Genomic DNA, 24517 nt, shown 5'->3' with positions numbered 1-24517 from the left:
GTTTCGGGGGATCTTGTTAAAAAGCTGCATAGGCTGAACTTCTTAGTTAAAAGCCCTTTTCGCTCTCAAGCATTACCAACACCCTAAAAAACACGCATTTCTGACATGACTTTCAGAAAAAATCTTCTTACTCTTTTGCTTTCGATTCTCTGCACGGCAGGTATAGCTACGCTTTCACAGGCGCAGGTGAAGCCGGAGTCGCTGTCGCTGATACCGCAGCCCGTAAAGCTGACCACCCAGAAGGGAGGTTTCCTGGTGCAGCCCTCCACAAAGGTATACGTAGACCCTAAAAACGCCGATCTGCTGCGCGTAGGCGAGTTTCTGGCGCAGCATATAGAAGGAGCCATCGGCCACAAACCGGAGGTGATCCAGAAGAAGCCGAAGAAGAAAGAGACCAACCTGATTTACCTGACGCTGAAGACGAAGAACGATACCCTGGGCGCAGAGGGCTATACCTTGGGCGTAACACAGGGGCGCATAACACTGGCTGCCAAAGAAGCACACGGCACTTTCCTAGGTATACAGACCATACGCCAACTGTTGCCTTCTCAAAAAACGACGGGCTCGGCGCTTATACCTGCACTCGAGATCGTGGACAAGCCCCGCTATACCTGGCGCGGCATGCACCTGGACGTCACCCGCCATTTCTTCCCGGTGGAGTTCGTGAAGCAGTACATCGACTACCTGGCCATGCACAAGCTCAACAGCTTCCACTGGCACCTGACCGATGACCAGGGCTGGCGCATCGAGATCAAAAAGCACCCGAAGCTGACCGAAATAGGCGCCTGGCGCGACAGCACTCTGATCGGCCACTACTGGGACCTTCCGCAGACTTACCGCAAGCGCCGTCACGGCGGTTACTATACCCAGGAGCAGATCAAAGAAGTGGTGAAGTATGCGCAGGACCGCTTCATCAACGTGGTGCCTGAGATTGAAATGCCGGGTCACGCACTGGCGGCCCTGACAGCCTATCCGGAGCTTTCGTGTACCGGAGGTCCGCATAAAGTAGAGTCGAAGTGGGGTATTTTCCCTGATATTTTCTGCGCCGGCAACGAGCAGACGTTTGCCTTTCTGGAAGATGTGCTCACCGAGGTGATGGAGCTTTTTCCGAGCAAAGTGATTCACGTGGGCGGCGACGAGGCGCCAAAGACCCGCTGGAAGGTATGCCCGAAATGCCAGAAGCGCATTAAAGACGAAGGCCTGAAAGACGAGCATGAGCTACAGAGTTATTTTGTGCAGCGCATGGAGAAATTCGCCAACAAGAACGGCCGCATCATCATCGGCTGGGACGAGATCCTGGAAGGCGGCCTGGCACCGAATGCCTATGTGATGTCGTGGCGCGGTACCAAGGGAGGTATAGCCGCCGCTAAAGAAAAGCACTACGTGGTGATGTCGCCGGGCACGCCCCTGTACTTTGACTACTACCAGGGCGAGCGCGACCTCGAACCGACCACCATACACGGGTATAACCCGCTCTCAAAGGTATACGCCTACGACCCAACACCAAGCGAGCTGTCAGCCGAAGAGAAAAAGTACATACTGGGTGCGCAAGCCAACATGTGGACCGAATACGTCTCCACTGAAGAGCACATAGAGTATATGGTATTCCCGCGCTTAGCCGCTCTGAGCGAAGTACTGTGGACACCTGCCAAGCTGAAAGACTGGAAAAGCTTCCAGAACCGCATGACGGAGCAGTACAAGCGCTACGACGCGTTGGGCGTGAACTACGCCCGCAGCGCTTTCAACGTGAACCAGCAGCTGCAAATAGACACGGTCAGCAACCGGGCCACTGTGACTTTTGAGACCGATGCGGCGAATGTAGCCATCCACTATACCCTGGACGGATCGGACCCAAACACGAAGTCACAGGTATACAAAGGGCCTTTCACGCTCAACAAAACCGCTACGATCAAGGCCGGCTCTTTTGTAAACGGCAAGTTGGTTGGAAAGGTAAGCACCCGTACGTTTGAGGCGCACAAAGGCTTCAACAAGAGCATTACGCTCTCTACCCCGGCTAACCAGAGCTTTGCCAATAAATCCAAACTGGTAGACGGCCTGAAAGGCTCGACGGATCAGTACGATGGCCACTGGACCGGGTTTTTGGGAACCGACGTGGAGGCGATCATCGATCTGGGGAAAGAGCAGCCGATCAAGCGGCTGAGCACCAACTTTATGCAGCACATCGGTTACCGCATTTTCCTGCCGGTTCAGGTAGAGTATGCGCTGTCGGTGGATGGCATCCGGTATGTGACCGTGGACACGATTGAGGATCCGAACCCGCTGGGTGCAGAGGGCATCACGACCCACGAAGTTGCCGCCACCATCCCGCTCACCCGTGCCCGCTTCGTGAAAGTGAAGGTTCGCAGCGTGGGTGTGAGCCCGGATAAATACCCTTCGGCCGGACAGAAAACCTGGCTGATGCTGGATGAGATCGTGGTGGAGTAAGTGATCAGTCAAATTTTAAGGTTATAACACCTGATATCCGCGAGATAAATTTTATATTGTACCCTTAATGCCGGGCTTAATCACCGGAAGCAGTTTTGCACCTAATCTATACCTAAAACTTAACATGACTAAAGTAGCCCCTTCCACAAACAGCGAAACCGGGCAGGAGAATGCTTCTGGTGGGTACATGCGTCCGATCGTCATCATCGGTGCCCTGTTCTTCATCTTCGGCTTCGTTACCTGGCTCAACGCCATCCTGATCCCGTATTTCAAAATCGCCCTGGAGCTTAACAACTTCCAGTCGTACCTGGTGGCATTTGCCTTTTACATCTCCTATTTCGTGATGGCGATACCCTCGGCCTGGGTGCTCAAAGCGACCGGCTTTAAAAAAGGTATGTCGGTGGGGCTGCTGGTGATGGCAGCTGGCGCGCTGTTGTTTGTGCCTGCCGCACTCACCCGCACACTCGAGCTGTTCCTGATCGGCCTTTTTGTACAGGGCACGGGTCTGGCTGTGCTACAGACGGCCTCTAACCCCTATATCACGATTCTGGGCCCTCTGGAGAGTGCCGCCAAGCGCATCAGCATCATGGGCGTGAGCAATAAGATCGGCGGTGTGCTGGGCTCTATCATTCTGGGTGCCATCGTGCTTTCGAACGCGGATGAGGTAGTGGCCAAACTGGAGTTGATGAGCATGGCTGAGAAAGCCGTTGAGCTGGACACTATGGCCTCCAAGGTGATCATGCCATACCTGATTATTATGGGTGTGCTGATCGCGCTGGCCATTGTCATTTACTTTTCTTCGCTGCCGGAAGTGGACACAGACCAGGAAAGTGAAACCGTGGCTGCGGCCAACGTAAACAAGACAAGCATTCTGCAGTTTCCGCACCTGTTGCTGGGCGCTTTCACCATGTTTGTGTATGTGGGGGTGGAAGTAATGGCCGGTGATACGATCGTGAGTTATGGTGCCTCCCAGGGTATACCTTTCACAACGGCTAAGTTCTTTACCTCGTTCACGCTGGGAGCGATGGTGGTTGCCTACTTTGTGGGTGTGGCCACCATTCCAAAATACATCCGTCAGGACAAAGCCCTGCAAATATCCGCCGTACTGGGCATTCTCTTTACTGTTGCTGCCATCATGACGAGCGGCTTCGTGTCAGTGCTGTTTATTGCGTTGCTGGGTCTTGCCAATGCCCTGATGTGGCCAGCTATTTTCCCGCTTGCTATTGCAGATCTGGGTCGTTTCACCAAGATCGGTTCTTCGCTCATTATCATGGGTATAGCCGGTGGCGCCATCCTGCCGCTTATCTATGGCGCCCTTGCCGACTCGATCAACCCGCAGCAGGCTTACTGGATCATGGTGCCTTGCTACCTGTTCATTCTGTACTATGCGACGGCAGGTCATAAGATCAGAACAAAATAGAATTCTGCACTATATTAAAACAGCGACAGGAGCCTTTTATGTGGGCTCCTGTCGCTGTTTTAGAGGGTATAGGCATGCTGATGTAAGCTCCAGCCAGGAAGGAGGCGGGCACACAAATAAAGGGCAGGTATAGCCCTTTACTATATAGTATTTGGCAAGGTTGTTGTTTCTACAGCCACGGTTGTAGTGGCTTCCGGTGTGTCTACAGCTTGCGCCTTGTTGTTTTCGCAGGATGAAACTAAGGCGAGAATGAGCAGGGTCAGCAGCAGCACCCCGTATAGTCTGTTCAGCATAGCTTCTCAAGTTTATTGTGCCAGGAAGTTGGCACATGGGTTATTACGCAGGCACGATCGGCTTAGTTGAGGCCCGGCTTCCAAAGCAGTAAAATAATTTTTTATAGGACAGATGCCATGGTTTTTAAGTTTTTCAAATAATTGCACTAAATACGGTCGCGAGCATATCAGGGTATGCCAGTGATTACATACATTTGTGCCTGCCAAACAGGCTCTATCTCTCACAATCATAAAACGAACATTCTATGCAACGCCTTAGACTCCTACTCCTGGTTGTACTATCTGTCGCCACAATGGCTTCATGCACCACTTCCCGCAAGAAAAACAGCAATACCGGCCAGGTAGTAATCATCAAAGACAGCAAAGCCGGGCACCACAAGGGCTACAAAAAAGGCTGGACCAAGAATACGAACAACCCCCACCACCCACGCACCACCAACCCAGGCCATACCAAGCACAAGCAGGGAAAAGGCGGCAACACCGTTATCATTGTGAATAATAACAACACGACTGTGAAACAGGCTGCACCCAAGGGCAAACCGGGGCATGGCAATCACCACAATGGGGGCAAAGGAAAAGGCAACCAGGGCAAAGGCAATAATGGAAAGCACGGCAACGGAAAGGGCGGCAAGAAATAGATAGTTCGTTCCTTTGGCTTAGTGCAACACCAGGTATAGGCGGGTTCTTAAAAGGACCCGCCTTTTTTTGTGGCAGGCGGCGCACGCTTGCCATTGAAGCTTGGTCGTGATAATAGCCTGTTTTGTATATAGAAAACCTTTCCAGGTATAAATATCCTGTGTTATGAAATGTAAAAGGCTATTTTTATGCCATATCCAATACAGCGCTGTGTAAGGTATGGCTGCTTGTGCCGTTTCCAGGCGATGAACTACAAACTTTATATTCGGAAGCTCTTAATTGAGAACTTGCCTAAAAAAATTGCTCTGTACCTTAGGCTGACCGCCACCAAACAATTAAAAGGTACCTGAAGACGACCTACTGCGTCAAGGCAGTGCTAAATCTGAAGCCAGCTCACTGGCTCGCTCTAAGTAAAAAGCGAGACCATTATTCGGAGACCTGCTCTGCGAATGGTAGTCTCGCTTTTTTTTGGTATAAATCGATGTATAAACTGAACAATTTTTGCAGTATATAGGTATATATCTTATATTTAATACTCGATATTAACCAAATACTCAGAATCTTATGGTCCTTTTGAGATTTACCCTACTCATCGTGCTGGTAAGCACCCTGGCAACCCTTTCCTCGTGCTCTTCTTTCAGCCGCAGCAGCCATGCCATTGTTGTGGACGATTACAGCAGCATGCGCTATGTGAAAGGAAAGCCGGACAGAGTGCACAAAAAGTGGAAGTCAAAATCATCCTACACCCCCAGAAACAACAGGGTGGCCAAGCGCAGAACTGCTGACTGGTAGTTCGATGTCCTCGCTGATGGGTTTACTACTTTTGTTTGCATGTTGCGTATAGGCAGCTATGGAAACGGCAAACACACACTATACCCGCACCCCCCGCACTGAAAGCCTGAAATGGGTTGACCGCGTTACCCATTTAATGGATAACCAGTTCCGCTTGCCGGGCACCAACTGGCGCTTCGGGATGGACCCTATTCTTGGCCTTTTTCCGGTGGTGGGTGACCTGGCCTCGTTTGGTGTGTCGGCCATGCTGATCCTGACCATGGCCCGCCACGGAGCGAGCGGCAAGATGGTGACGCTGATGCTGCTCAACATAGCACTGGACACTCTGTTCGGCAGCATCCCCATCCTCGGCAATATCTTTGACTTTGCCTTTAAAGCGAACGAGCGCAATGTCCGCATGCTCAGGGCGCACTACGAAGAAGGCAAGTATCAGGGTAGCGGCAAAAAAATCATCATTGGCGTTATCATCGGCATCATCGTCATAGGCATTCTGCTGCTATGGGCTCTGTGGGAGTTGCTGGCCCTTGCCTATCAACTGGTGCAGGGCTGGTTCTAGAACGGCCTATATTCTGCCAAGTTCCTTCGCCACCGCCACTGCCTTATGGGCACTAGCTTCCTTGTCTTTTATCTCCAGCATAATATCCATGTCGATGCCCTCAGTCTCTACCAGGAAATCGTGAAAAGCTTGTTCACCGATACTTTGCACGTGCTTGCCCTTGCGCTCGCCGGGCGATTGGGCGCTGTAGTCCACCATCAGGATGCCATCGCGCTCAGGTTGCCAGGTCTGGGCTGCCAATAGCACCGCCTCGCGCATGGGTTCTCCGTTGTTCACACACTCGTGGTGCAGGTTGTCGAAAATGATTGGCATGCCCGTGAGCTCGTGCAGCACCAGGCAGTCGGTGAGGCTGTAGGTGCGGTCGTCGTTCTCAACGCAGAGGCGGACTTTTACCTCCTCAGGCAACATAGTATGGTATACCTCTGCAAAGCGGTGGAGAGCAGACTCCTTATCACCATAGGCGCCGCCACCGTGTATCTGCAGCTTGGCTGTGGTGTCAAGGCCCATCAGGTCGAGGATACTGCCCTGGTAGACGAGCTCGGCGATGCTGTTCTGCACCGTTTGGGGGTTGGGGGAATTGAGCACCACGAACTGATCGGGGTGCATGGAAATGCGCAGGTTGTGGCGCCTGATGTAATCACCGAGCCGACGCAGGGTCAGTTTAAAATGCTCTTGCCAGTTGTAGGTGTTGACAGGGTGCGATGCGAAAGGCACCAGATCGGACGTGAGCCGGAAGAAATGCAGTCCATTTTCCACGTTGAACTCCAGGATGCGGCGCAAGCAGCTCAGGTTCTGCTCTACCGTTTGTATCAGGCGTTCCTCTGAGTAGGAGGCTAGTCTAAAAGTGCGGGAGGAGGAACAGTCCAGTGTCTGGTTGATGCAGGGATATCCGATCTTCATAAGGTATAAAGGTATAGCTATACCCTAACCTACGCATGGGCAGATTGTTTTGGCGAAAATCAGATTTCAGAAAAGCACATGTTAGCGCTCTATTTCATAGCCGGTATTGTCCTTAAAGAGGCTGTTATACTTCTCTTTCTCTTCTATGCGGCGCTTGAGTTCCTGGATCAGGAGGAGTTGCTGCAGTTTCTGGTTCTGCTTCCCTTCTTTGGAAAACATGTCGTAGAGCAGCGAAATAGGGTTAAGCGGGGTGGGGGCGGCAGGAGGTGGCGGAGGACCGGGCTCCAGTTCAGGCCGGTAGCCTTTGCGCTTCACATACTCCGGCTCTTCTTTTTTCATGTTGCGCAGCGCGCGCTGTATCATTTCCTCAGAGGGTCGGCTGGTGATTTCGACCTCGCCCAGCAGGACGTTATCCGGCTGCAGCACAATGTTGACGCGAATTTCAGAGACAGGCAGGTTGCGGGGCAGGTATAGCATGGGCTTGAAACCAACAGCCCGGATCAGCAGCGTGTCGCTCTGGTCGATATCGATCAGGAACTTGCCCTCTTCGTCGGAGATGACGCCCTGGGTGGTGCCAAAACGGATGACGCCCGCGCCAGGTATAGGGGTCGTTTTGTCGGACTCGAAGATAGTCCCGCTCACGCGGATATTGCGCTGTGCCAGGGCCGGCAGCGTGATCACCAGTAACAGGGCAGAAAGAAGAAGAAGTCGCAGCGGGTGTAGGGGCATGTTACAGCAGAGGCCACCTCGGCAGTGGCAAAGGGTTAATGTCAATACGCCGGAAAAGGCTTAAAAGTATACCTGTGCCAAAATAAATAACGGCAGCGCGGCATGATGCTAAATTACAAAAATTTAGCAGAAAACAGGCTTAAATAGCGAAAGCCCATAGCTACGGGCGCTACGGGCTTTCAAACTGGTTATACGTTAATAAAATCTATTGGTTTCTGTTCATGTTGTTCCCGGAGCCAGTAGTGGTGCCGGGCTGGTTTTGATTCGTCCCGGAGTTGTTCATCTGGCTGTTATTATTCATCTGGTTCTGGTTCGTTCCCGAGTTATCGAGCTGGTTAGTGCCGTCGTTACTCATGCCCCAGTAGTTGGCACGCTTTTCCTGGTACTGACGGTACTGCTCTTTGCTCAAGATCGACTGCAGCTCACGATCGGTTTCCTCCATGATCTGTTCACGCTGTGTATCCAGATTTGATGCGGTCGTCGTGTTGTTTTGTGTGTTTGTGTTCATGTTGCCGCGTGTGTCGGTCATCGTGCCACCATCCTTGTCGTAGCGTTTTTTCTCGGTAGTAGCCATATTGTCCACGTCTTCGGCTACCTGTCCACCCATGCGGTTGGTTTCGTTGTAGTTGAACTGGAGCTCACTCAGGCGACGCTCCCGTTCATACAGCACCTGTTCCACGCGGTTTTGGGTAGCGGTGTCCAGGCGCATGTCTGTCGCCATCTGGCCGGCAATACGCGTTGCATTACTGCGCCAGGCGACATCCGAATTTGCTGCCATGTCACCGGAGTTCGACATGTCCGATGTGTTGCCCATGGCCGTCTCACTGCCTCGGATATGGCTTTGGTTTACGTTTTCGTCATTATTGGCATCCGCCGTTTCATACGTTTTGCCCCTGTCCTCGGAACAGGAAGCAAACATCATGGCACTCACTATAGCTATGGAATAAAATACCTTTTTCATCTTTTAAATACTCTAAGTTAAAAATTCAAATCACAGTCTGTTTGCTGAAAATAGTATAAAACAAATATAGTCTGTGCTAATGTTTTTACGATGAAAGCAATGATAAGTTCATGTAGCAGGTACTGTTATATGTGCCGTAGGAGCGTTAATAATGCTATTCATGAGCTCTTATAGGCTAAATTGCGTTGTCGGGCGATTTTAAAAATTTAAATAATACACGCAAGATTTATCAGGTGATGAAAGGGTTGAATATGACAAAATATATAGGAAGGTATAGCCCCGAAAGCAGAGCGCCGGCCATTTGGCCGGCGCTCTGCTTATAATGAACCAAGGTATACGCTTAAGCTTTTCTCAACTCGAACACGGTGATTTCGGGAAGGAAGCCCACGCGACCCGGGTAGCCGATAAAGCCCAGGCCAGTGTTGACGTACAGGTGCTGCCTGCCACGTTTGTAAAGGCCAGCCCACTGCTCGTACACATACTGCACCGGGCTCCACTTCAGCCCAGGTATGTTCACCCCGAACTGCATGCCGTGGGTATGGCCCGACAGCGTGAGGTCGATGTCGTTAAACTTCTGGTTGATCTCGCCGTCCCAGTGCGAAGGGTCGTGCGACAGCAGCACCTTAAACGGGCTGTCTTCTGCTCCGGTATAGGCCTTGTTCAGGTCGCCGTACTTCGGGAAACCCGCCCGGTTGCCCCAGTTCTCCACGCCCAGCACAGCGATGTGCTCACCGTCTTTTTCGATGCGGCGGTTCTCGTTCAGCAACACGTCCCAGCCCATGCTGCGCTGCGTGTCTATTAAGGTCTGCAGGTTCCGTGTCTTTGCCTCGCGGCTATCCCAGTTTGCGTAGTCGCCGTAGTCGTGATTGCCTAGCACTGAAAACACGCCCTGCTTTGCCCGGATTTCCTTCAGCGTATCCACATGTGGCATCAGTTCTTTGGCCACGTTGTTGACAAGATCGCCGGTGAAGAACACGAGGTCGGCTTCCTGTTTGTTGATAAGGTTGACAGCCTCTTTCAAAGGCTCTGTGGAAGTAAAGCTACCCGTGTGCAGGTCAGAGATCTGCAGCATCTTAAAGCCCTCGAAAGCTGCTGGCAGGTTCGGAAAGCGCAGTGTAACGCGTTTTACGCGGTAGTCGTAGGCGCCTTTCACCATGCCGTAAATGAACGCTGAAAAAGGCACTGCCGCCACCATCAGTCCCATTTGGCTGAGGAACTTGTTACGCGATGGGTCGAAAGTCATCTCGCCACTATTCACATTGTTGAACACCATTTTGCCCAGTCGCAGGGTGTCATCCACAAAAAGGAAAAGCACCACAACCAGTTTGGAGGCGAAAATGATGAAGAGCGTGCTGGCCAGGTATGTTTTGTAAGTATCCGGCGGTGTGCCGCGCGTGAACGAGGCGATCGCGAAGGTGATAACTGTGATGGCAAACACAGCCCAGTACAACATATAGATAATGCGCTGGGTGCTGGCGGAAAGGCTTTGGGTGACGGTTTTAACGGCCTGGAAGACATAAAGGTCCACCAGGAACAGGATGAAAATTACTATTCCGATCGAAAAGTATCGTTGCATGGTATATGGTTGGTGCTGCATCAGAACAGCCGATGGCAGCTTCAGGTTTTAAAAAATTGTATGTTACTATAAAAAATGCAGGCAAACGGCCCCTGTTTCATGAACTATTTTTAGTTTAAACAGATTCACTTAACAATCTTATACCTAACAAAATCTGTACCGCAGTGAAACAAGAAGCTACGTCTGCACTTTTGGCATACGATACCGCCAACCTCAACATCAAGACCTGGGCCGAAGAAGACCGTCCGCGCGAAAAGCTCCTGCTCAAAGGCAAGTCCGCTCTAAGCGACGCGGAGCTGATTGCCATCCTGATTGGCTCTGGCACGACCAAACTAACGGCAGTGGATGTCGGCAAGATCATTTTAGCTGCCGTAGGAAACGATTTGAATGAGCTGGCGAGGCTGTCTGTAAAAGACCTGACAAAGCATCCAGGTATAGGCGAGGCCAAGGCCATCTCGATTGTGAGTGCGCTGGAACTGGGCCGTCGCCGAAAGGAAACTGCTGCCGCCGCCAAAACCCGCATCACCTGCTCCACCGACATTTACAACTACATCAAGCCCCAACTGCTGGACCTGCCGCACGAAGAGTTCTGGGTAATTTTGCTGAACCGCGCCAATGTGGTAATGAAGAAGGAGAGCATCAGCAGCGGAGGAGTGGCCGGCACGGTGGCCGATCCGAAAATGATCTTCAAGAAAGCCATTGAGCAGCTGGCAAGCTCTATTATTTTGGTACACAACCACCCCAGCGGCAACACGAAGCCCAGCGCCGCCGACATCGCCCTCACTAAAAAAATGAAAGAAGCCGGACAGTTTCTGGATCTGCCTATACTAGATCACATCATCTTTACTGATAGCGATTACTACAGCTTTGCTGACGAAGGGCTTTTATAAGTTAGAAAGGTGGGAAGTTGAAAAGGTAGAAAGTTAAAATAAAGGGCATGGAAAAAGAAAGCAATTATGCGTTTGCTGAGAGGATGAAGAAGCGCACAAAGGATTTTGGACTGCGTGTAATTCGAGTATTCCAAGCATTACCGAGAACAGAGGAAGCCCGTGTAATAGGGAAGCAAGCCTTACGGTCGGCTACGTCAGTCGCTGCTAATTACAGAGCAGCTTGCCGCGCGAGGTCAGCTGCCGAGTTTGCCTCAAAAATTAATGTTGTGCTTGAGGAAGCTGACGAAACTCAGTTTTGGCTTGAAATGCTGGAGGAGGCAGGTATAGTTCCAGCCAGCCGTTTAGTGCAGCTGCACCAAGAAGCTGCAGAGCTTACCGCTATACTTACTATAGCCCGCAAAAACGCTATCAAAAAGAAATGCAATTAACTTTCTACCTTTTTAACTTTCGAACTTTCTAACTTAAAAGGATTTCCTTCACACGCCCAACTTCTCCTGTCTCGAGTCTTACTTTAATGCCGTGCGGGTGGTTAGGTGATTTAGTTAAGATGGCCTCTACATAGCCTTCAGTTAAGTCGCCGGTGCGCTGGTCTTCTTTGAGCACGATGTTCACGTGCGAGCCTATTTTGATGTTACTGCGTTTGGTACCGTCCATGGTGCTTAATTTTTGGTTTGCGGTTTGGGAATGATGTGCAGGAACTCCTCTTCGTCGTTCAGGCTCCAGCGCACAGGAGCCACGATGTCCTGTTTCACAACCTCCACTTTTTCGATCTGCTCCAGGTTAGCCAGTATCAGGCTGGTGTCTTTTACGAGCCGGTTGTTGATTACCACTTTCAGGTTTTGCTGAGCCGCAGGTATACGGTATTGGGCATAAATATCCTGCATCGTGGAAAATGCTGCCGTGGACTTGGCCCTGATAAGAATGGCGCCGTCTTTGGCTTTGTCGCCAAATTTGCCCGTAGCATTTTCGTCTTTTAGCACATTGACGCTTTCGATGTTGTCAGCTTTGATCAGCGCCAGGCTCGGCTGCGCAATCTGCTGCCCGTTTATCTGGATGTAAGGCTGCGGTTGTGACACCATCCCTTGCTTTTGCTGCTCCTTTGGGTGAATCAGCTCTTGTTGCGCAAAGGCCTGCAGACCGCAACCCGCGAGTATTAGAGAGAAGATAAGTCGTTTCATGGGTAATATATTTATGAAATATAACGTCAGTTTGTAAAGGATAGTCACTTCAATCTAAAGGCGTATGTCGGAATTCAGAAAGCTTGTAGCGCTCTTTCGCCAGGCTGTCCAGCCATTTGCCCTCTATCTTAGAAAGAATATGGCTAAATACATGCCTGCCCTCTGCTCCCTCCGCCATACGGCCTATCCTCGCCACAGAGTCGGCCCGCATTTGCTGCTGGTCCGCCTGTACAATACGTTCAATTAGCTTATAATCTTCAGGAGTAAGGACTGGTTCCGTGAAGCCACTCTTGTCAACCTGAATTAAACTGTTCACTTCTTCGGAGTTATTGAAACCTGCCCGTAGTAACTTTTGAAAATAGATCAGCTTAAACTCTTCGATGTAAATCTCCTTATAACTGCTGCTTGAGCACTTTTTGCCTGCCGGTGGTGCATTGGGTGAAAGTGAGGAGCAAGAGAAGCAGCGTGATGGAATTAGTGGCTGTGGATTTGAGCATAGGAAGTTTTCTTAGACTTATATTAACTCCTACTTTTTGAATAACCTGAATTCAAGCGAAACTCTTGTTGTGTCTTGTTCTTCGTTAACTGCTAATCCATGGACCAGGTGAGAGGAAAATATTAAGGCTTCTCCATAAGTAACCTTAGTTCTCTTTAGTTGATTACTCTTCGCCCATTCCTTCACCATCCTTACATTATATTTATTTTTGCCTATTACGCCCCCTTCTGTAGTTCTTAATATGCTACTCTCAGGCAGCAAATGACTTGATTCAACCAATGGTAAGGAAGATTTTGGAGTAACACCACTAATGGGAATCCAAATATTCAAGAACTGAGGAATGTATGAATCGGGCCCGTCCATAAAATGGTATACATCTTTATGAGGTGGGTTAAAATCATTTGAGCCCGGCCTATTGATTCTTACGATTATGTAGATTGGTTCCTTTGTCTTAGGATCTATATCTGTTAATCCAAATCCTATGTGATCCTCAAACTTTCTAAACAAAGTCTCGAAAAGAAATTTAAACTCTCGAAGGTACAAATCTCGGGTTTTTAAAATCACTTTATAATGGTCTTCATCAGAGGTTACATACTCATGATAAGATTCAAGCCTAAAACCATTAGTATTTATCCCTAATTCTTCACGGATTATCTTTTCGACACTATTTGTTAAGCCTTCTTTTAGATGGTGAAATTCTTCTTCCTCCAGAAAATTAAAAATAGAATATCCGCTTTTATACCATTTCTGTCCAAAGGTAATATCAGTTTCCAGTGCTGATACAACATCTTTTCCCCCATAACGAAATTCAGGAGCACCATCAGTTGGAAACTCAAATTCTTTGTTATCTATTTTGAAAATAAATTTTTCCATATTTCAAATATTGCCAGTCTGCCACTAAATAAGTGTTGTTTCAATATTATGCAGGTATTAGCATACGTGCCTTCCTGATCCCTACCGCCCATGCTTCCGGATATTCCACCATGTATTGAAAATCGCCAAAGCCAATCCTGCCCCTATAAAAGCCCAACCTATGTATTTGTTCTCGAAGAAATGCCCGATGCTGATGACAGCCCCTGCTACAGCTAATAGCACAGCAAGAAATCCGACCAGATTGAATGATTTCATATGCTTTGTTTAGATCCAGGTATAAGCGAAGCGCACAGCTTGCCCCAGGTAAGTTACATAGAATCTTCTATATATTCTTCTCCAACTTCTGCATTTCTACCTACCACACGGGTATCCTAACTTTCTAACTCCTCAACTCCTCAACTCAAAACAGTTCCTTCAGCAATTGAAAAAACTTCGGTCGGGTATAAGCAACGGCGCCCAAGTCAGGTGCAGCGTTTGATTCGATTTGATTGCCGAAGATGTCTTCTGTGGCTGGAGCAAATGAAGGAGGGAGGGGCACCGCTATACCTTGGTCGATGAGCGGTGATTTTTTCTGAGGGCTATACCTGTCGCGCAGGGTTTTCAGATCAAGCGGATAGCCTAAGGTGCCTGCCGTGCCGGGTGCCTGTAACTTTGGGTCGGCCACCATACCTGTCGGACTGCCGTTCATCGTCTCTTGTCCGGTTGCTGCCTGAAAATCGGGCAGGGAGGTATAGCTGCCATCGCCCCACACAAAGGTATAGCGGCCGTTGTCACTGAAGTAGGCGTTGTTGTGAAAGGAGACGTCCATGGTCGTGTCGGTAGCCACTACCATGGGGGCTCCGTTGCGGCTGTAGAAGATGTTGTTGAAAAACCGGACGTTGTGGTGACCGCCGCTCTTGAAGAACACGCCTCCGCCGGAAGGGGCTACAGCGCTGTCCGCAAAGATGGTGTTGTTGTACACGAGCAAGTCCAGGTTGCCGCCTCTGTCGTGGTTTTCCACCCAAAGCGTAATACCTTTATAGTCGTTTTTGCGACCGTCGTTTTCCGAGATGTTATACCGGATGATGTTGTTGCGCATCGGTCGGGCCCACTCAAACTGCGCGATCAGAAAGCCTGCCCCATCGTTGTCGTGGGAATAGTTGTACTGCATCACGGAGTTGGTCACCCCGCCGTCCAGATCAAAACCGCCGCCGTCGCAGCCGCTGCCCGCGCTCATGTTATAGGCCTCGTTGTATTGGATGGTAATATCGTTGGCATCCCAGGCCCAGATGCCGATCGGTCCGCCGCAGTTCTTGTTCTGCATACCCGAAGTATGGACCACGCTGTGCTCTATGGTGCCACCATCCACGTCCGACAGCACGATGCCGCTTCCGCTATGCTTGTCAGGGAGTATCAGGCCATAGATTTTGTACACATGGCAGTGCCCGATGTAGATATTTTGGTGCGCGTAGCCGGTTTTGGTATGGTCGAACTCCCCGTAGGTGTTGATGCCGACCGAGTCGATGTCGTGCACAACGGCCTGCGTGATGCGGGCATCCCGGAAACCGCTGTTGCCGTTCCAGGCGCCCAGCGTGATACCTGATTTCCGGAAGCCGCTCACTTCTACCTGGTCTATGACGATGTGGGCCAACTTCACATCGCCGGGCAGGTCGTTGTAGAAAAGGATGCCGTGGTTGGTATTGCGGGTATAGCCACTGCCCCGGAAGTTCAGGTCCCGGATTTCTATACCTGCCACGTTGTGCGCATAAAAACCGTAACTGATGCCGGCATCGATGGTGGCGCGGCCTTCACCAAAGGAGCTGACGACCACCGGTGCCTTCGCTGAAGCCGTGTTGGCCGGATGAAAGTACAGCCCTCCTTTGAACACGCTTCCTCCCTCAAACAGGATGGTATCTCCAGCCTTATACTGGTGGCTGTTCACCCGCTCAATGGAGCGCCAGGCGGAAACAGGCGAACTGCCCGTGTTGGCGTCATTGCCTTTGGAGCTAATGTAGTAAGTGTGCGCCAAGGTATAGGAGGCTGTGCAAAGGTATAGACAAGTAGAAAGAAGAAGCGCCAGGGCCAGTTTCATAGTCAAAAGTATTCAGGTGCAGGTATAGCCGGGAGCCGGCTATACCTGTCACGGTCTAGATGTCGGCGCCGCTGATGGGCATTGCCAGTTCCGATACGTGCAGTGGGCGGAGCATGGATGTTTTCTTGTGCTGGTGCTCCTGCATGCGCTGCAGAATGTCGTCGAGCAACTCCACGGCCCGCAGCACAAACGGCCCCTTGTTGAGCATCACGCAGTCGGCCCGCTGCGACATGGCGGCATCCGTGATCTCGGCCCTCGACGGACGCCCTTTCTTAGCAAGCGACTCAAGTACCTGCGTGGCCCACACCACCGGGATGTGCGCCGCCTCTGTTATCCACAGGATCTCCTCCTGCACTTCGGCCAGGCGCTGCCAGCCGCACTCCACGGCCAGGTCGCCACGGGCGATCATCACGCCCACCGGGTGGTTTTTCATGACCGTCAGGAGCAAGTGAGGCAGGTGGCGGAAACCTTCCTTCGTCTCAATTTTGAGGATGATGCCCAGGCGGGGCGGCGCTTTCAGGCGCTTCAGTTCCTTGTGCAGCGCCTCGATCATCTCAGGGTGGTTCACGAACGAAAGACTTACAATGTCAGCATGTTTTACCACGAACGCGAGGTGCTGACTATCCTGCTCCGAGAGCCCGTTCAGCTGCAGATCACTTTCGGGGAGGTTGATGCCCTTGTCGTGCAGCAGGCGGCTTCCTGACTCTTTGGCTTCGGTAATTTTCACGAGCAGGTTATCTTCGCTCACATTCAGGATCACGCCCGCTATTTTGCCATCGTCAAACAGGATCGGCTGTCCTGTCTTCACCCGGCCGAATACCTCCGGCAAGGTGCAGGCAATACGCGCAGGTTTTACAATATGCCCCTCGGCATCGTAGAGAGCAGGCTCACCGGGTGCTTCGTCTTTGGTGAGTATGAGCAAATCGTCTTTGCGCAGGTAGATGGGCGCCACGCTGGCAGGCAATTCTCCCACCTTGGTGCTACGCTCCAGGGCGCTCTTTTTATTGATGGTGAGTTCAGTGCCCGTACCGATGTAAGAGGTTTTGAACAGGTGAGCGATGACGCCTTTTTCCTTGCGCTGCATCACGGTGAAGGAACGCTTGCGGCCGCGCGTGTCCTTGAACCTGAGCTTATCGCCCTGTTGCAGCTGGGCTACCCAGGCCTCGTCTACGGGCAGGCTGGCGTCTGTGGGCACCTCGCTCTCCACACCGGCAGGTGCGAGCCATACCTTGGCAGGCGACACGAGCTGCCCCAGCTCGTTCTGAATCGGGCGGATGGGCAGCAGGGCGGGGCCGGGTTTGAGCGGGCCTGTGCGCAGCTTGGGTCCCATCAGGTCCATCAGGATCTTACAGCTCTGGCCCGTCTCCTTTTCGGCCTTTCGGATGGATTGCACCATCGTTTCCCATACCTCCTCGTCGTCGTGGGCGCAGTTGATGCGGGCACAATCCATGCCTGCCAGCAGCATGCGCTTCACCAGTTCGTAGTCCTGGGCCAGCTCAGTGGAGAAAGTGACCATGATGCGGGTGCTGCGTTTGGAAGGCCGGGCGCCCAACAGTTCGCTCGTGTGCTTTTCGAGCAGCTCGACGCTCTCGGCATGCGAAACAGGTATAGGTTTTTTGGTGGGCGCGCAATCGAGCAATTGGCAGAGCATGTGGTGCACGGCCTGCAGACTAGCCAGTACATGCCCTTCGGAGCGACCCAGCGAGGACAGGCCCAAACGCGCCAGGCCTTCCTGCAGCTGCCGTATATCGTGTTGCCGCAGCGACAGGTAGTGCAGCAGGTTCCGGGCGCTCGTGCGGAAAGAGGGGTGCACGCTTTTGATGGCGCTCGCAAACTTCTTTTCCAGTTCAAGGGCATCGTGTTGCAGCACGTCCAGCTGCGAAATCATATCGCGAAGGTGTTTATCGTCTGTTTGCATGGTGTTAGAGGGTATAAGTAACAGGGCTAAGTTATTTAAAAGCTGTTCACCATGGCTCTGTGCAACGAATTGGAGCTCCAGTAGCCACTCGCTATAATACGGCGAATGCTGTGCAGCGGGTCCTGTGGGTCGCGCTTATCAGCCAATTGGAAAGCCGCCACCATGCCGCGCTGTTTCAGTTCAGGTATAGCCTCGGGGTTCCAGAGCCCGAACGGGTAAGCGAAGTATTCAGTTGGCTTGCCCGTAATCTCAGCCAGTTGCCGTGAGGGTTTTTCTACCTGCGTCACCCAGTCCTGCCCCTGGTATTTCTTCACGTTCTGGTGGTCCCAGGTGTGCGAGCCAATAGCATGCCCCTTATCCGAAAGCTCCTTTACCTGTGCTTTGGTCATGTAATTGGGCCGGCCCAGCGATACGGTCATGATGAAGAACACGCCTTTGAAACCATACTTTTCCAGTTCAGGTGCGGCCACCGTGTACTGCCCCAGGCTGGTGTCGTCGAACGTGAGCATCACGGGTTTTTCGGGAAGCGGAGCACCGGTTGTCAGGTAGGCCAGCAACTGGTCGGGCAGCACGGTCTGGTAACCACTGTCGGCCAGCATTTTGATGTGATCTTTGAAGCGCTCCTCCGGTATAATGTAATCCTTGGCCTGTTTGGAGTCTTTTTCCCGCCAGTCGCGCACCTGGTGGTAGCACAAAATAGGCACCTGTTTGCGGGCGATGATGGTTTCGGCATCGGCTACGGAATTGGCTACCACTGCTGCGGGCTGAACCGGCCCGGCAGGTATAGCGGCCTGCAAACTCAGGCTGTCGGGGGCAGGTATAGCGGCGTCGGTATTTGCGGAAGCAACAGGTATAGCCGCCTCTACTGGTGATTGCGTTTCAACGGTTTTGCCTTCCCGCACACAGGACGAAAAGCAGAGAAGAAAAGCGGATAAAAGTGTGAAAAAACTTGTGCGAAAAAGGGAGTAAGGGTATTTCATGGTCGTATTGGTAAACGCTATAATGATAGCCATTTTTTAGCTGCCTTCCCATTCACTGAAAGAAAAAGCAACTGAATTTGTCAGCAAAAAACGTTACCTTAAGCTATCGTTCCCAAGCCAATCAGAAACTGCATAACCTATACCTGAAACCGCCTATGGCAGTCATTCCGTTTACCCGCCAGACCATGCTGCGCCAGCTTTCCGAAGTGCCTGAGTGGGATGTGCTCGTGATTGGCGGCGGCTCTACCGGGTTGGGTACTGCGCTGGACGCCGCCTCACGCGGGTACAAGACGCTTCTGCTCGAACAGTCCGATTTTGCCAAAGGCACCTCGAGTCGTAGTACCAAGCTGGTGCACGGCGGGGTACGCTACCTGGCACAGGGCAACATCCGTCTGGTGTTCGAGGCACTTCGGGAGCGGGGAATTCTGCTGCGCAACGCGCCGCATGTGGTGTCGGTGCAGCCTTTCGTGATCCTTTGCTACAGCTGGTGGCAGCGATTCTTCTATGGCACCGGCCTCACGCTCTACGATCTGCTGGCGGGCAGGTATAGTCTGGGCCGCACCGGCTGGTGGAGCCGCAAAACGGTGCTGGAGCGTATGCCGAATGTCAAATCCGAAAACCTGAAAGGCGGCATCGTGTACTACGACGGACAATTCGACGACGCCCGCCTGGCTCTGAACATCGCCCAGACCTGCGCCGAACAGGGCGGCACGGTGCTTAATTATGTTCGCGTGACTGGCCTGACAAAGGACGCCAATGGAAAAGTGAACGGCGTGGAGGCGCTGGACCTCGAAACCGCACAACCCTATTCCTTGCGGGCCAGAGCGGTGGTGAACGCCACGGGCGTGTACGTGGACGATATCCTGCAATTTGACCAGCCTGCACGTAAACCGCTCGTCATGCCAAGCCAGGGCGTGCATGTGGTGCTCGACAGATCCTTTCTGCCAGGAAATGTGGCCCTGATGATTCCGAGAACACCGGATGGTCGCGTGCTCTTTGCGATACCCTGGCAGGGCCACGTATTGGTCGGAACAACAGATACCCCGCTGCACCAACTGAGTCTGGAGCCCGTGGCGCTGGATGCTGAGATTGACTTTATCCTGCAAACTGCTGGAGCTTATCTGCAGCAGCCCCCGACACGGCAGGATGTGCTCAGCGTGTTTGCAGGCCTGCGTCCCCTGGCAGCTCCCGACAGCCTGACTGGCAACACCAAAGAGATTTCCCGCAGTCACAAACTGCTGGTGGCGCCGTCCGGACTGATCACCATCACAGGCGGCAAGTGGACCACCTACCGGCAAATGGCTGAGGACACCGTAAACGCGGCTATCCGGGTGGCGGGCTTGCCTGCTATACCTTGCCTTACAGAAAGGCTGCCCATTCATGGTGCTATACCTGTGGCAGGTATACCTATGGCTAACAGTCCAACTGAACTCGCCCGCTACGGCAGCGACGCAGCGGCTTTGCAGGCGTTGCTGCAGTCTGAACCGGGGCTGGCCCAAAAGCTGCACCCTGACTTTGGCTATACCCTGGCTCAGGTAGTATGGGCGGTGCGCCACGAAATGGCCCGGACGGTGGAGGATGTGCTGGCCCGTCGGTTGCGGGTGCTGTTCCTCGATGCCCGCGCTGCACTGGCTATGGCGCCTGCGGTAGCAGGAGTCCTGGCCCGCGAACTCAACTGCGACGAGGTATGGCAGCGGGAGCAAGAAGCTGCTTTTGAAATGCTGGCCAGGCACTACCTGCCACAAGCCACTGAAAAGCCAGCCTTGCGGGCACTTTGACGAAATTTTTCCGAAATTGCAGCAAAATTACCCGACCTCATGCAACGACCCATCAAATTCATCATAACGGCCGGCATTGCGCTGGTGCTCTTCTATTTTGTGCGCGAGTCTTTTTTAAGCGACGACAATTACCTGATTCCGCTGAAAAAAGAGCGCGAGGAAAAAGACCTGTCGTTCCGCAGCCGCACCAACAGTCCTTTTGAGGAAGCCGACCGCAGGATGTTCACCAACCTGGTTTATTACGAGCCTAATCTGAATTATCGTGTAAAGGTAAAACTGGAGGATATTGAGCCGAAAGACACGGTGCATATGCCCATGACCAACGGCAGCACGGAGGCCTACCTGCGCTATTCTTTGGCTAATTTCGAGCTAAACGGGGAGCCGCAGCGCCTGACGCTCTACAAAAAGGTGAAGGAGGAAGAGGAAAAGCTGTTTGTGCCCTTCACGGACAAAACCAACGGCTTCGACACCTATGGCGGCGGCCGCTACCTTGATGTGCCCTTCAAGGAAGGCGCCAAAACGGCCACCCTCGACTTTAACCGCGCCTACAGTCCCTTCTGCGCCTACAACCCCGATTACGTGTGCCCTGTGCCGCCTAAAGAAAACCGCCTGACCGTTGCCGTGGAGGCCGGCGAGAAAAACTACGACAAAGTACATCCGGTGGTGGAGTAGGGGCTTTAGCGTATCAGGTATCAGGTAGCACGTATCACGTATCACGTACTCCTTAGTCCTTTGTCAAAAACTCCTTTGTCAAAAAAAGTCGTGCTACATGCTACGTGATACATGATACGAAAATCGTGATACGATAAAAATAATCCTTAATTTTGGGAATTAGCTTCTAAAAATGGGGCTATACCTTACAGAACAACAGAAATAAACCATGCTGATTTCATTCGACTGGCTGAAACAACTCATTCATATAGAGAATACCGCTGAAGAAACAGGTGCCTTGCTGACAGGCGCAGGCCTGGAGGTGGAGGCAATCCACAACTTCGACCAGGTAAAAGGCGGCCTGGAGGGCATCGTGATAGGCGAGGTACTCACCTGCGAGCGCCATCCGGATGCCGACCGCCTGAGCGTAACCACTGTCGATATCGGTACGGGCGAGCCAAGCCACATTGTGTGCGGCGCACCAAACGTGGCGGCCGGGCAGAAAGTGGTGGTAGCGACTGTGAACAGCACGCTGTACCCAACAGGCGGAGAGCCGTTCAAAATCAAGAAGTCGAAGATTCGCGGTGCTACTTCCGAAGGGATGATCTGCGCCGAGGATGAAATTGGCCTGGGCACCTCGCATGCCGGCATCATGGTGCTCGACACCGATCTGCCAAACGGTACGCCAGCCGCCGAATATTTCGGTCTGGGCTCCGACAAGGTGTTTGAGATCGGCCTGACGCCAAACCGTGCCGATGCCGCGTCGCACCTCGGTGTGGCCCGTGACCTGAAAGCGTTGTTGCGCGTGCCCTATACCTTGCCTTCAGTTGAAAGTTTCGCAGTAAGCAACAACTCCTGCCCGATCGAGGTGGAGATTGAAAATACAGAAGCCTGTCCACGCTATGCCGGCGTAACGGTGAGCGGTGTGAAAGTGGGTCCTTCACCCGAGTGGCTGCAGAAACGCTTGCGGGCCATCGACCTGGCCCCGATCAACAACATCGTGGATGTGACCAACTACGTGCTGCACGAGCTGGGTCAGCCACTGCACGCGTTTGACGCCGATAAAATCAAAGACAACAAAATAGTCGTGAAGACAGCCGAAGCCGATAGCACATTTGTGACGCTGGACGGAGTGGAGCGCAAACTCAAAGCCAACGACCTGATGATCTGCAACGCCGAGGAGCCGATGGCGATTGGCGGGGTGTTTGGTGGCAAAGAGTCGGGTGTGAGCGAGGAGACAACGAGCATTTTCATCGAAAGCGCTTACTTCTCGCCAGACTACGTGCGTCGCACCGGTATGGCACACAACCTCAAAACTGACGCATCATTCCGCTTTGAGCGCGGCACTGACCCGAACATGGTGATTACTGCCCTGAAGCGTGCCGCATTGCTGGTGCAGGAAGTGGCCGGCGGCGAGATCAGCTCTGACATCGTGGACGTATACCCGCAGCCGATTCAAAACCTGGAACTCACACTGGATATCAAACGCGCCCATACCTTAATCGGTCAGCACATTGGCGCCGAGCGTATGAAGGAAATCCTGACAGACTTAGGAATAGAGATCACTGGTGAAACAGAAGAGAAGCTACACGTGTCAGTACCGCCGTTTAAGGTGGACGTAACCCGTGAAGCCGATTTGGTGGAGGAGGTCCTGCGCATTTACGGTTTCAACAACATTGAGGTGAGCGAGCACATGGCGACTACTTACATGGCCAGCTTTCCGAAACCTTATCCGGAGGATATCAACAAAACGATACTGGACTATATCTCCGCAAACGGCTTCCACGAGATCATCACCAACTCCATCACCAACTCCAACTACTACGCCGCTGGCGGAGAAGAGGAAATGGCCGGACTCGTGAAGGTGCTCAACTACAACAGCGAAGACCTCGACGTGCTGCGCAAGAGCATGGTGTTCTCCGGTCTGGAAGTGCTGCGCTACAACATCAACCGCCGCCAGCGCGACCTTAAGGTATACGAACTCGGCAAGGTATACGAGCAACTGGAGGACGGCTACAAGGAAACCCGCAAACTGGCCCTTTACATGGTGGGCAACACCACAGCCGAAAGCTGGAAGCAGCCTGCCCAGAAAGCAGCTTTCCACGATCTGGCCAGTGTGGTGCAGAACGTGCTGCAGAAACTCAACGCCGCCGATTACGAAGTGCAGGCCATTGAGCAAAGCCGTTACATGCGCCAGGGCATCGCCTACGTGAAGAACGGCACCGTCATCGCGCAGGTGGGTTTGCTGGACACGGCCGTGACCAAAGCCATGGACGTGAAAGAGCAGGTATGGTATGCCGAACTCAACTGGGACTACCTGACCAAGAAGTATAAAGACAAACTGGTGGCCGAGGAGCTTCCGAAGTTCCCGGAAGTACGCCGTGACCTGTCGCTGGTGGTGGACAAGAGCCTGACCTTTGAGCAGCTGAAGCAAGTGGCCCTGCGCACCGAGCGCAAGCTCCTGCAAGGCGTGAACGTGTTCGACGTGTACGAAGGCGACAAGATAGAAGCAGGCAAGAAAGCCTATGCCCTGAGCTTTACGTTGCTGGACCGCCAGCAAACTTTGACCGACAAAGTGATCGACGGCGTGATGAACCGCCTGATGCAGCAATTTGAGAAACAGCTGGGAGCCATTATCCGCAAATAGTTATGCCAAAGGAAAAACAACTGCAACAGCTTCAGTCGATTGAGAGCAAGGTACGCCAGCTCCTAAACCGGCATGCCGAGGCGCAACAGAAGCTTGTCGCCGCTCAGGAGGAAATTAAAATGCTGGAGTCGCAGCTGCAAGAGCGGGAACAGCAAATAAAAAATTTTCAAAATCAAGAGAATATTGTTAAGATTGTAGATGCGATAGCAGGAAACACTGCAAATTCGACAGAGTTAAAGCTGAAGTTAAACGAATATATAAGGGAAATTGATAAGTGTATCGCCTACTTGCGTGACTAGCGGGAGGCAGTGAGCTGGAGCCGGACATACGGCAGGCCATTGTCAGGAAGCAAAGAAACGAAGTAGCCCTATACCATAAAAACGCAACGGATGGGTGAATTAGCTATTAAGATTCGCATCGCAGAACGCGAGTATCCGATGCGGGTGAAGGAAGAGGAAGAAGAAAGGCTTCGGGTGGTCGGTAAACTTTTGAACGAGCGTTTGCGCTTCTTCAAAGACCAGTTTGGCATACAGGACAAGCAGGACTTGCTGGCTATGGTGGCTTTTGAAACCATGGTAGACAAGCTGAAGCTGGAGGATGACAAAAACAACCACCTGGACAAAGTGGGCGCGCAACTAAGCGTGCTTGACGAGCTCTTATCAACAAATAAGTAAAGTATTCCGAGGCGGCTTCCCAAGCGGCCTCTTTAACTACGGTGTGGTTTCTT

The 24517-nt window shown here is 52.2% G+C and carries 25 protein-coding genes; 12 read left to right on the top strand and 13 right to left on the bottom strand.

Annotated features, from left to right (window positions below):
* Positions 1-105: 105 nt before the first annotated feature.
* Positions 106-2445, top strand: coding sequence for a glycoside hydrolase family 20 protein (locus tag IEV97_RS14335; RefSeq protein WP_188502166.1), 2340 nt, complete (start codon positions 106-108; stop codon positions 2443-2445).
* A 124-nt stretch (positions 2446-2569) separates the two neighbouring features.
* Positions 2570-3865: a sugar MFS transporter gene (locus IEV97_RS14330; protein WP_188502165.1), complete on the top strand. Its 1296-nt coding sequence runs from the start codon at positions 2570-2572 to the stop codon at positions 3863-3865.
* Positions 3866-4005: 140 nt separating this feature from the next.
* On the opposite strand, the gene IEV97_RS14325 is transcribed toward IEV97_RS14330, so the two are convergent.
* Positions 4006-4158 (bottom strand): hypothetical protein, encoded by a 153-nt coding sequence (locus IEV97_RS14325; protein WP_188502164.1) that lies wholly within the window; start codon positions 4156-4158, stop codon positions 4006-4008.
* Positions 4159-4403: 245 nt separating this feature from the next.
* On the opposite strand from IEV97_RS14325, the gene IEV97_RS14320 reads away from it, so the two are divergent.
* From IEV97_RS14320 to IEV97_RS14310, 3 genes are all read left to right on the top strand, one after another.
* Positions 4404-4796, top strand: coding sequence for a hypothetical protein (locus tag IEV97_RS14320; protein WP_188502163.1), 393 nt, complete (start codon positions 4404-4406; stop codon positions 4794-4796).
* Positions 4797-5358: 562 nt separating this feature from the next.
* Positions 5359-5586 (top strand): hypothetical protein, encoded by a 228-nt coding sequence (locus IEV97_RS14315; protein WP_188502162.1) that lies wholly within the window; start codon positions 5359-5361, stop codon positions 5584-5586.
* 58 nt (positions 5587-5644) lie between these two features.
* Complete coding sequence (locus tag IEV97_RS14310; RefSeq protein WP_188502161.1) at positions 5645-6142, top strand: DUF4112 domain-containing protein; 498 nt, start codon at positions 5645-5647, stop codon at positions 6140-6142.
* Positions 6143-6148: 6 nt separating this feature from the next.
* On the opposite strand, the gene uvsE is transcribed toward IEV97_RS14310, so the two are convergent.
* The 4 genes from uvsE to IEV97_RS14290 form a co-directional block, all read right to left on the bottom strand.
* Entirely contained in the window at positions 6149-7042 is an 894-nt protein-coding gene (gene uvsE / locus IEV97_RS14305) for a UV DNA damage repair endonuclease UvsE (protein ID WP_188502160.1), read from the bottom strand.
* 81 nt (positions 7043-7123) lie between these two features.
* Positions 7124-7771 (bottom strand): carboxypeptidase-like regulatory domain-containing protein, encoded by a 648-nt coding sequence (locus tag IEV97_RS14300; protein ID WP_188502159.1) that lies wholly within the window; start codon positions 7769-7771, stop codon positions 7124-7126.
* Between the two features lie 205 nt (positions 7772-7976).
* Complete coding sequence (locus IEV97_RS14295; RefSeq protein WP_188502158.1) at positions 7977-8732, bottom strand: hypothetical protein; 756 nt, start codon at positions 8730-8732, stop codon at positions 7977-7979.
* A 340-nt stretch (positions 8733-9072) separates the two neighbouring features.
* Entirely contained in the window at positions 9073-10308 is a 1236-nt protein-coding gene (locus tag IEV97_RS14290) for a metallophosphoesterase (RefSeq protein WP_188502157.1), read from the bottom strand.
* Positions 10309-10499: 191 nt separating this feature from the next.
* Between IEV97_RS14290 and radC the strand changes: the two genes are divergently transcribed.
* Together radC and IEV97_RS14280 are read left to right on the top strand one after the other, a co-directional pair.
* Positions 10500-11198: a RadC family protein gene (gene radC / locus IEV97_RS14285; RefSeq protein WP_188502156.1), complete on the top strand. Its 699-nt coding sequence runs from the start codon at positions 10500-10502 to the stop codon at positions 11196-11198.
* Positions 11199-11245: 47 nt separating this feature from the next.
* Complete coding sequence (locus IEV97_RS14280; RefSeq protein ID WP_229733954.1) at positions 11246-11626, top strand: four helix bundle protein; 381 nt, start codon at positions 11246-11248, stop codon at positions 11624-11626.
* A gap of 28 nt (positions 11627-11654) precedes the next feature.
* On the opposite strand, the gene IEV97_RS14275 is transcribed toward IEV97_RS14280, so the two are convergent.
* From IEV97_RS14275 to IEV97_RS14240, 8 genes are all read right to left on the bottom strand, one after another.
* Entirely contained in the window at positions 11655-11852 is a 198-nt protein-coding gene (locus tag IEV97_RS14275) for a YwbE family protein (protein WP_188502155.1), read from the bottom strand.
* A gap of 5 nt (positions 11853-11857) precedes the next feature.
* Complete coding sequence (locus IEV97_RS14270) at positions 11858-12376, bottom strand: hypothetical protein (RefSeq protein ID WP_188502154.1); 519 nt, start codon at positions 12374-12376, stop codon at positions 11858-11860.
* Positions 12377-12425: 49 nt separating this feature from the next.
* The gene (locus IEV97_RS14265; protein WP_188502153.1) at positions 12426-12692 is read right to left on the bottom strand and encodes a hypothetical protein; all 267 of its coding nucleotides are present in this window, start codon (positions 12690-12692) and stop codon (positions 12426-12428) included.
* Between the two features lie 210 nt (positions 12693-12902).
* Entirely contained in the window at positions 12903-13745 is an 843-nt protein-coding gene (locus IEV97_RS14260; RefSeq protein WP_188502152.1) for a hypothetical protein, read from the bottom strand.
* An 81-nt stretch (positions 13746-13826) separates the two neighbouring features.
* Positions 13827-14000 (bottom strand): hypothetical protein, encoded by a 174-nt coding sequence (locus IEV97_RS14255; protein WP_188502151.1) that lies wholly within the window; start codon positions 13998-14000, stop codon positions 13827-13829.
* A gap of 145 nt (positions 14001-14145) precedes the next feature.
* Positions 14146-15816, bottom strand: a complete 1671-nt coding sequence (locus IEV97_RS14250; protein ID WP_188502150.1) for a right-handed parallel beta-helix repeat-containing protein — start codon at positions 15814-15816, stop codon at positions 14146-14148.
* A 55-nt stretch (positions 15817-15871) separates the two neighbouring features.
* On the bottom strand, positions 15872-17734 hold the full coding sequence (locus IEV97_RS14245; protein ID WP_188502149.1) for a pyruvate kinase: 1863 nt from the start codon (positions 17732-17734) through the stop codon (positions 15872-15874).
* A 35-nt stretch (positions 17735-17769) separates the two neighbouring features.
* Complete coding sequence (locus tag IEV97_RS14240) at positions 17770-18714, bottom strand: polysaccharide deacetylase family protein (RefSeq protein WP_188502330.1); 945 nt, start codon at positions 18712-18714, stop codon at positions 17770-17772.
* Between the two features lie 155 nt (positions 18715-18869).
* Between IEV97_RS14240 and IEV97_RS14235 the strand changes: the two genes are divergently transcribed.
* From IEV97_RS14235 to IEV97_RS14215, 5 genes are all read left to right on the top strand, one after another.
* Positions 18870-20492, top strand: a complete 1623-nt coding sequence (locus tag IEV97_RS14235; protein ID WP_229733952.1) for a glycerol-3-phosphate dehydrogenase/oxidase — start codon at positions 18870-18872, stop codon at positions 20490-20492.
* 39 nt (positions 20493-20531) lie between these two features.
* A complete protein-coding gene (locus tag IEV97_RS14230) occupies positions 20532-21164 on the top strand; it encodes a DUF1684 domain-containing protein (RefSeq protein WP_188502148.1) in 633 nt (210 codons plus the stop codon).
* 208 nt (positions 21165-21372) lie between these two features.
* Entirely contained in the window at positions 21373-23790 is a 2418-nt protein-coding gene (gene pheT, locus IEV97_RS14225) for a phenylalanine--tRNA ligase subunit beta (protein WP_188502147.1), read from the top strand.
* Positions 23791-23792: 2 nt separating this feature from the next.
* Positions 23793-24089 (top strand): hypothetical protein, encoded by a 297-nt coding sequence (locus IEV97_RS14220; protein WP_188502146.1) that lies wholly within the window; start codon positions 23793-23795, stop codon positions 24087-24089.
* Between the two features lie 90 nt (positions 24090-24179).
* Entirely contained in the window at positions 24180-24464 is a 285-nt protein-coding gene (locus IEV97_RS14215) for a cell division protein ZapA (RefSeq protein WP_076671813.1), read from the top strand.
* Positions 24465-24517 lie beyond the last annotated feature (53 nt).

Origin of the sequence: Pontibacter amylolyticus (assembly GCF_014638845.1) — a bacterium.
In the GTDB taxonomy this organism is placed as follows: Bacteria; Bacteroidota; Bacteroidia; order Cytophagales; family Hymenobacteraceae; genus Pontibacter; species Pontibacter amylolyticus.
The sequence above is the reverse complement of the archived record's forward strand: the minus strand, read 5'-3'. Positions and strand labels throughout refer to the sequence as shown.